Source organism: Paraburkholderia sp. (genome assembly GCF_034668105.1).
GTDB lineage: Bacteria > Pseudomonadota > Gammaproteobacteria > Burkholderiales > Burkholderiaceae > Paraburkholderia.
In genome coordinates, this window is sequence record NZ_JAXDPY010000371.1 from 1 (window position 1) to 8,033 (window position 8,033).

General features: G+C 57.0%; 9 protein-coding genes and 1 pseudogene. 4 read left to right on the forward strand and 6 right to left on the reverse strand.

Features of this window, described 5'->3' with window-relative positions; translation table 11 throughout:
• Positions 1-208 precede the first annotated feature (208 nt).
• From QOC89_RS16585 to QOC89_RS16600, 4 genes are all read left to right on the forward strand, one after another.
• A complete protein-coding gene (locus QOC89_RS16585) occupies positions 209-892 on the forward strand; it encodes an amino acid ABC transporter permease (RefSeq protein ID WP_323046003.1) in 684 nt (227 codons plus the stop codon).
• A 6-nt stretch (positions 893-898) separates the two neighbouring features.
• Positions 899-1,546 (forward strand): amino acid ABC transporter permease, encoded by a 648-nt coding sequence (locus QOC89_RS16590; RefSeq protein WP_323046004.1) that lies wholly within the window; start codon positions 899-901, stop codon positions 1,544-1,546.
• A gap of 29 nt (positions 1,547-1,575) precedes the next feature.
• A complete protein-coding gene (locus QOC89_RS16595; RefSeq protein WP_323046005.1) occupies positions 1,576-2,304 on the forward strand; it encodes an amino acid ABC transporter ATP-binding protein in 729 nt (242 codons plus the stop codon).
• Positions 2,305-2,435: 131 nt separating this feature from the next.
• Positions 2,436-3,248, forward strand: a complete 813-nt coding sequence (locus QOC89_RS16600) for a transporter substrate-binding domain-containing protein (RefSeq protein ID WP_323046006.1) — start codon at positions 2,436-2,438, stop codon at positions 3,246-3,248.
• 187 nt (positions 3,249-3,435) lie between these two features.
• On the opposite strand, the pseudogene QOC89_RS16605 reads toward QOC89_RS16600, so the two are convergent.
• The 6 genes and pseudogenes from QOC89_RS16605 to QOC89_RS16630 form a co-directional block, all read right to left on the reverse strand.
• Positions 3,436-3,623: pseudogene (locus QOC89_RS16605) on the reverse strand (transposase); the annotation flags it as partial.
• Between the two features lie 79 nt (positions 3,624-3,702).
• Positions 3,703-4,926 (reverse strand): hypothetical protein, encoded by a 1,224-nt coding sequence (locus QOC89_RS16610; protein ID WP_323046007.1) that lies wholly within the window; start codon positions 4,924-4,926, stop codon positions 3,703-3,705.
• A gap of 226 nt (positions 4,927-5,152) precedes the next feature.
• Positions 5,153-6,451: an amidase gene (locus tag QOC89_RS16615; protein ID WP_323046008.1), complete on the reverse strand. Its 1,299-nt coding sequence runs from the start codon at positions 6,449-6,451 to the stop codon at positions 5,153-5,155.
• A 496-nt stretch (positions 6,452-6,947) separates the two neighbouring features.
• Positions 6,948-7,121, reverse strand: a complete 174-nt coding sequence (locus QOC89_RS16620) for a hypothetical protein (RefSeq protein WP_323046009.1) — start codon at positions 7,119-7,121, stop codon at positions 6,948-6,950.
• Between the two features lie 176 nt (positions 7,122-7,297).
• Positions 7,298-7,657, reverse strand: a complete 360-nt coding sequence (locus QOC89_RS16625) for a hypothetical protein (RefSeq protein ID WP_323046010.1) — start codon at positions 7,655-7,657, stop codon at positions 7,298-7,300.
• A 33-nt stretch (positions 7,658-7,690) separates the two neighbouring features.
• Positions 7,691-8,033, reverse strand: a 343-nt coding sequence (locus QOC89_RS16630; protein ID WP_323046011.1) for a PhnD/SsuA/transferrin family substrate-binding protein, incomplete at its 5' end; no start/stop codon positions are given.

Consider the following 8,033-nt stretch of genomic DNA (forward strand, 5'->3'; position numbering starts at 1 on the left):
CCCGGCCATACTTGGTTCGACGCATCCGGAATCAGCAGTCTCTACGAAGTCGCGCAGTGAAGTGAAATCCTCGGCAGCGGCCACGAACTCTGTATAACTATTTTTTTTGTATACCTTGATAGTGTGCTCTTTCGAAATGGAAACCGCCAATGACGCGCACTAATCCGAATGCGCCTGGCGTGGGACGTGGCCTCGCCTCGGTGTTTTTATGACCTACAACTTCGACTTCAGTTTTCTTTCGCAGTATTGGCCCGATTTGCTGCGCGGAATGTGGCTCACACTGCGCATGACGATGCTCTCGATCATCCCCGGCTTTGTTGTTGGAACGTTATGCGCGCTGGGGCGCATCTATGGTCGCCCGTGGTTGGTCCGGTCTGTCGGAGCGTATATCGAAGTAATCCGCAACACACCGTTGGTGATCCAGGTGTTCTGGTTGTTCTTCGGCCTTTCAGCGCTTCACTTACCGATTCCGGCATTGGCCGCCGCTGTGATTGCGCTCGCGATCAATGTTAGCGCCTATGCCGCCGAGATAATGCGCGCCGGATTCGAAGCTATCCCGACAGGTCAATTGGAGGCGGCGTCCTGCTTGGCTTTAACAAAGCGGCAGACGATCTGGTACGTCGAGCTTCCGCAAGCTGTGGAGCGGGTTTATCCGGCTCTGGTTAGCCAGTTCATCCTGATGATGCTCGCGACTTCGATCATGTCGCAGATCTCGGCCGATGAGTTGACCGGTGTCGCCGATGTCATTCAGTCCTTCACCTACCGCGGCTTCGAAGCGTACCTGGTCGTTGCCGTCATTTACCTGGTTCTCGTTTCGGCGCTACGCCTATTCCTGCTCGGTGGCGCCTCGATCTTGTTTCCGCGGCTCCGCGTCATGAACCATCAGCGTTGAGGACTTATGTTCTTTCACTTATCGGCGAGCCAGATCGGCTACATCCTCGAAGGGACCGGGTGGTCATTCCTCTTGTCGGTCATCGGGACGGTCGGTGGCTTTATCGTTGGCTTGCCCATTGCGCTGGCGCGGGTCTCCAAACGTCGGTGGGTCAGGTCGGTCTCAGGCATCTATGTGCAGTTCAACCAGGGCATTCCGCTTCCGGTGACCATGTTCATGGTCTATTTCGGTATCAGCATCTTTGGCGTGAATGTCTCGACGGTTCTCGCTGCTTCGTCGGCGCTGGTCATCAACGCATCGGCCTATCTTGGCGAAATGTGGAAGGGCTCGATTAATTCGGTGGCGTTGACGCAATCAGAAGCGGCGGAGTCGCTGGCATTGACCTATGTTCAGCGCATGATCTACGTGATCTTGCCACAGGCAGTGACAATTGCGATCCCGCCTACCGTCGGCTTCGTGGTCGGCCTCATCAAGAACACGTCATATGCCGTCGTCATCGGCATGGCCGAACTGACTTATTCGGCACGGGTGGTGAATAACACGACCTTCGAGCCATTTGTGATCTTCACTTTGGCGGCAGCCATTTATTTCCTGATGTGCTATCCGCTATCAAGACTTAGCCTGAGACTCGAGCGCGCGATGAGAAAAGTTTGAGTTCGGCCCCAAATCGGAGGGATGCTGCGGTGGAATCAATGGTGAGGTTTGAAGGCGTTCGCAAGCAATACGGCGCAACGGAAGTGCTAAAGGGCGTTTCGTTTGAAGTGGGAAAAGGGGATGTGGTGGCCTTGATCGGCCGGTCCGGGTCGGGCAAGAGTACCGCGCTACGCTGTATCAATGGCCTCGAGAAAGTCAATCAGGGCGCGTTATACGTGTGCGGCCGCTCGCTGCATGAACCGACGATGGACCTGCGCGGTTTGCGTCGGGATGTCGGGATCGTGTTTCAGAGTTACAACCTGTTCCCGCATCTCACGGTCTTGCAAAACATCACTCTGGCGCCGCGCAAAGCCAAACGCATGTCAAAGAGCGATGCGGACGAATTGGCTGCCCGCGTACTGGATCAAGTCGGGCTCTCGGACAAAGCTAACGCTTATCCGCAACAGCTTTCTGGCGGCCAGCAGCAGCGGGTCGCGATCGCGCGCTCGCTGGCGATGGAGCCCAAGGTGATGCTGTTCGATGAAGTGACCTCGGCCCTTGATCCCGAGTTGACAGCCGAAGTGTTGCGCGTGATTGAAAAACTGGCCGCTGACGGCATGACCATGGTCCTCGTCACGCACGAAATGGCTTTCGCCAAATCGGTCGCCAGGCAATTGATTTTTATGAGCAACGGCGTGGTCTGTGAGGCAGGCAGCGCAGACATATTGAGCCATCCTCAAACGCCTGAGCTGAAGCAGTTCATTGGCAGCGGTCTGTGATCGCGGCAAGACGTGTGATCGGTAGAGCCCGGCACCATGACAGCTCGATTCATTGCTCGACTTATAGCTTGATCCTCTATTTTAATTAATATCGGTTCACTGTCATCCATCGATCCATCGAGGATTAGAAAATGAAGCTTCATAAAGCAGTCCTGGGTTTGGCCCTCACAATGTCGCTGGCATTGAACCTGAATTCGGCAAAGGCGGACGCCCTCAAGGACATCAAAGACCGGGGAAGCATCACCGTAGGCGTCGACTTTACCCACCCGCCCTACGGCATGTTGAACAAGGAATCGCAGAGGATCGGAACAGATTTCGAGATCGCGACATTGATCGCTCGTGATCTCGGCGTGAAATTAAATGTAGTGTCGTTGACAGGCCCGAATCGAATTTCGTTCCTGTTGACGAACAAGGTCGATATCGTGATCGCTTCCGTTGCCGTGACCCCGGATCGCGAGAAAATCATCGACCTTACGCGCCCGTACGCGAACCAGCCGACGCTGCTGGTCGCGCCAGGGAAAGAAAACCTTAAGAGTATACAAGACCTCAAGGGCAAAACGGTCGCCGTTGAACGTGGTTCCACAGCTGACCTCAATTTGACGGCACAGGTCAAGAACAATAACGTCCCGGACGTTCAGATCGTTCGTTATCTGGACGAGGCCACGACGCGCACCGCTGTACTGTCTGGCCAGCAGTCAGTCGCCGCAGCGGCACTCGCGGATGCGCTAACCATCAAGCAGTCTAGTCCGGCGATGAATTACGAGTACAAGTTCGAGTTGAGCGACGATCGGCTCGCCATTGCAATGCGAAAAGGCGACCCTGAGCTCAAAGCCTGGCTCAACACCTGGATTGGAAAGAACCTTAAGGATGGAACGTTGAATGCTATCTGGACCAAATATTTTGGTGTGTCGATACCGAAATCGGTGATAGACGCCGCAGCCTGATAGCATCTGCGCACCCGTTGCGTAGCGAATCAACGACTGCAATGTAAATCGAGTCAGTGCGGTCGTTGTTCTAGCTTTGTGTGCTTATTGCAGACTGTTGCTGCCATGCAGGTTCAATGGTAGGGGCAAGCAGCCGATGGGAATATCGGGGGAAATAGCGCAGACTCGCGCCTGATCGAGCCGGTTGAACGCTTCTGGCTCGGTGAGCGAGCAGCGTTCTCAAGTAGAGATCACGCTGCCTTGTTCCTGGTAGTTCAAGCTTGCTGCCGCAACCGCTTTGCCGGGACTCTAACCCGAGCATGCCGCGAACTCGCGCCCCGATTTGAAGATTCCTGGATCGCCCATCGTCTCAACCGTGGCTGTCTCCGTTAGTAGCCTTTAAGATGTCGCTCGCGTCTGGAAGACGGCGAAGTGTCGGTGCGCCACTCAAGACGGGCGCACCGCAATCCGCGTGTCAACCCTCGTATTGCAGGATGTTCAAACCGGCGTTTGGATCCGTCACATACATGATTCCATTTTTGTCGACATAGACATCGGTGGACTGAGTGACGGCGCTCGCGCCCGGACGGATATCGACAATGCGTTCAGGCGGCCGCGGCACGAAGTATGCGATTTCTTTCGGCGCAGTAGCGTCACTGGTGTCGTACACCCGCACGCCGGCGTTGTGATAGGTCGCAAAGAGCAGCGTCTCGCTCTGAAAGCTATCAGGGCGGTTTTCATGAAAGTTATGCGGTCCGAAGCCGCCGCCTTTCTTGCAGAAATTATCTTCCGATGGAACTGGGAACAGTCCGAGCTCGATCGGGTTATCCGGCCTTGAGACGTCGAAGCTCCTGATATGAGCGAGGCCATTCGCACAAAAGGTCGTGGTGGCTTCGTCGCATACAAAGGCAAGACCTCGGCCGGGGATGGGTAGTGCAGTATGTGTGTGCCCCTTTCCTTCACGGTAGGAAAGCAACCGGGGCCTGGCCGGGTCGGCGATGTCGTGAATCGTGAACCCTCCGTCCCGCCAGGTGCCATAGGCCAGATTTGCATGCACGATGGCGTGGTGGCAAGCGAATCGTTGCCCTGCGCTCCACGTCGGCGTCTCGCCTTCTGCGCGATTCATTCCAGGCAGCCAGCAGCGGCTGACGATTTCTGGACGCTCTGGATTCACCAGATCAAGGACGGCAAGTATCGTATCGGTAAAGCCGTCAAAGTGCGCCGAAACAGTTGCGTAGCGACCGCCGACGTACCACAGCCGGTGGGCACCGATGCCGTCAATCGGCAGGAAGGCTATCTCCCGCGGGGCAGTCGGTCGCGAGATATCATAGACGCGCACGCCGGCGCTGAATGGGAAGTCGGTACGCCGAAAGGAATCCGCGAGCGGTTTGCCAAAATAATCTTCTCTTTGACCGTACTGTTGCAGCTTCCATACATTCGCTGCATTGACGACGAGCAACAGGTCGCCGTGCACCTGGATATGGCTGGCCCGGGTGTTCGGTGGGGCGCCAATGAAGCCCACGGCAGTCGGTTTCGTCGGATCGGCAACGTCGATAATTGCTACGCCCTCATTGAAGGCGTGACCGACATAAGCGTATTGGTTATGGACGATCACCTGCGTGCCATCCGGCCGTCCAGCCATGTCGGAATGGCCGAGATGCCGTATCCGGTGGCCTGAGCCCATACTAGATTGTGTCATGTCATCCTGTCCTTTCACTTGCTCACTGCGACCGCGTCGCATGCAGGCTCTGAGTACTTGAGCGACTGAAGACCTTCGTCAATGTCGCCGTGCGTTGTCACGCCGGCTCCGGGCAAATGCGCGAAGCGGACGGAGGGATAACCCGAGCGGAGTCCTCGCGGTAACGAGTCGTTTCATAGTAGTCTGGATCCGCTCATGCGTTGAGTGCGTTTGTCTGGGCCGGTAATCAGTTCTTCACTGGGCTTGCAATTCGTTTGCTAATCCATTCGGCGGTGGCAAGTAGCTTATGGTCGTCACCCCAACGGCCAACTAATTGGAGTCCGATAGGAAGGTTCTGGCTCCCGAGCGCGAACGGTATGTGCACGCATGGTAGCCCCAGTAAAGTCCATGCCCGACAAAAAAGCGGATCTCCCGTGGCGTCGATTCCTGCGGGCGCTTCGCCTGCGGCGCTCGGGGTAAGCAAAACGTCGAAGTCGTCAAACAGAGCGGCGACACGCGCTTGCGCTGAAGCGGTTGCCCGTTGATTCTGGACATGCGTAGCGCCGCTTATTTCCGTGCCATTGGCGAGCAGTTCTTGCAGCGGGGCGCTGAGTCGCGCTTTGTCCGTAGACAGTTCATAGGCCAGGGCGCGGCTCATCTCGAACGCCATAATGGTTTTTTGGAGGGCGACAAGGTCCGGCAGGTCTGGGGGGAGGACGGCGTCGGACATATGCGCTGCTTGCGGAGCCAGAACACGGACCGCTTCGGCCCACGCGCGTTGTACGTCGGCGCCGACATGCGCCCATTCCGAAGTTGGGCAGAGACCAATTCGTGGTCTTGCGGGCTGAAATTCACCGTTCAGCCTTGTGTCACCGGTCAAGACAGCACCGAGGAGGGCGACATCGCGCACCGTTCGGGCGAATCCACCTACCGTATCCAGTGTCTCGGAGAGACTTTTTATCCCTGCTCGTGGTACCCGTCCCCAAGTGGGTTTGTACCCGACAATGCCGCAGTATGCTGCCGGCCGGATGATGGAGCCCGCGGTTTGCGTGCCCAATGCAAGCGGCACCATCAGATCCGCTACCGCTGCCGCGGAACCACTTGATGAGCCACCGGGCGTATGCCCGAGATTATGCGGATTGCGCGTTGGACCTGGATGGAAATAAGCAAATTCGGTTGTTACTGTCTTGCCTGGCACTACTGCTCCCTCACGCCGGCAGAGGGCGACAACAGCCGCGTCAGAGCGGGGGCGATGTTCCTTGTAGAGATCCGATCCGTATTCGGTCGGGAAATCTGCAGTATCCATCAGGTCTTTCACGGCGAGGGGCAGTCCGTGCAAGAGTCCTTTGCGCGGTGCCGTGTCGAGAATGCGTGCTTGACGCATCGCTGCGTCTGGATCCAGATTCACGAAGGCATGGACATCGCCGTCACGTTCGGCTATCCGGTCCAGACACGCCCGCATTAAATCGGATGGACGCAGTTCCCCCCGTTCGATAAGCGCCGCTGTTTCCCATGCAGAAAGCGTGTTCGGGCTAGCGTGCGTCATTGGCGATGTCCATTAAGGAAAAAGTAAATTATCAAGTGATGCGCAGTAAACAAATGGATTTGCATGGGCTTCGCGGCCCTGCCGAGAAGCTTGCCATCGCGGGGATTTACGGCGAAGTATTGTTGGCTAAAATCTGCGGGTCTAATATCTTTCGAAGGGACCTTTGATCCACGAGATGTATCAATGATAAAGCTGCCACGACGGCCCCTTCAGTGCTTGTGCATGCAAGATCCGCAATGTCCGATTCTGCCACCGCCTCCCCGTTACCAAAGGCCGCTCACGCGGAACTTCACTGATCGTCCTGCTGGCTGCCGCGACGTTCTCATGGAGAAGCTGGACGGGACGGTTGTGGCGCAAATAGCGCAGGCGAGCGAGAAGCCACCCATTTGCTCGTCCACTCAGCGAGCAGAAAGCAGCGCCGTCCAGACGGCGGGCGCAGTGGCCTCTTTGAGGCGCAGCTTCATCAGGTTGAACGGGCCTTTGCGAATGCGATGCATCAGCTCGATGCCGGCAATGGTTGTTGCCGCGGCCCTGAAGCGTTAAAGCTGAGCATCACGTTCACCTGCGCTTTAAGGTTGCGATGCTCCTGTTCGAGCAGGTTATTCAAGTCCTTCGACAATCGCAACGTTGTGCCTTCGGGCAGCAATCCATCTATCTTTATTTCGCGCACTGCGCGGTGAGAGGCTACGTAGCTGTCCAGCGCGATTGTCGCGGGAGCTAGCCCGTGACGACTACTTCATCGAGGCGCCACTTGCCGCCTCGCACCAGGTCAGCGCAACACCCGGCGTGCCCGGCTCAGGATCGTGTCCTACTCGACCTGAAGGACTTCCGCACCTTCCGTCCTCTTCACCTGATATTCACCACGGCTTGCCGCACGCGCGGAATCACCTTATTGCGGAAGGCGAGGTCTGCCGCATCCTGTTGTGCCTTGATGACCTGGCTATCGAGCGGATAGGTCGCCCCCCATTCCAGGCGCGGCAATGCTTTTTCCCATACAGCGCGCGATACGCAGGTGTTCTTGCTCAGCAGATCAACGGTCTGATCGGGATGAGCAAGGCTGTATTTCGTTTGCTGGTCCAGTTGATCAAAAAGCACGCGCAAGGCGGCCGCGTAAGTACTCGCGAAAGCCCGTGTGGAAATATAGAAGCCGTACTGGGGAATGGAAATGTCACCGATCTTGACGATGGTCCGCGCGCCGGTACTCAATTGTGTGTCCGCATAGCGAGGGTCGGGAACGGCTCACGCATCGATATCGCCACGCTCGAATACGGCGCGCGCGTCGCTGTAGGCCAGATAGACGAAGTGGGTGGAGGCGGGATCGATCCCGGCATCGGCGAGCGCTCTCAGCACGAAGAGATGACCCTGTGAGCCTTTCGCGAAGGCGATCTTCTTGCCCTGCAGATCGCGAATGGTCTGGATCGGTGAGTTTTTCGCCACAATGATGCCGTAGCTGTTCTGCATCTTCGGTGAGTACGCAGCGTACACCACCGCTGGCGCGGTGCCGGCCTGGGCGAGGATCGGAGGCGTCGATCCGACGGTGCCAACGTCCACATCGCCGCTATTGATGGCTTCGACGAGCGGC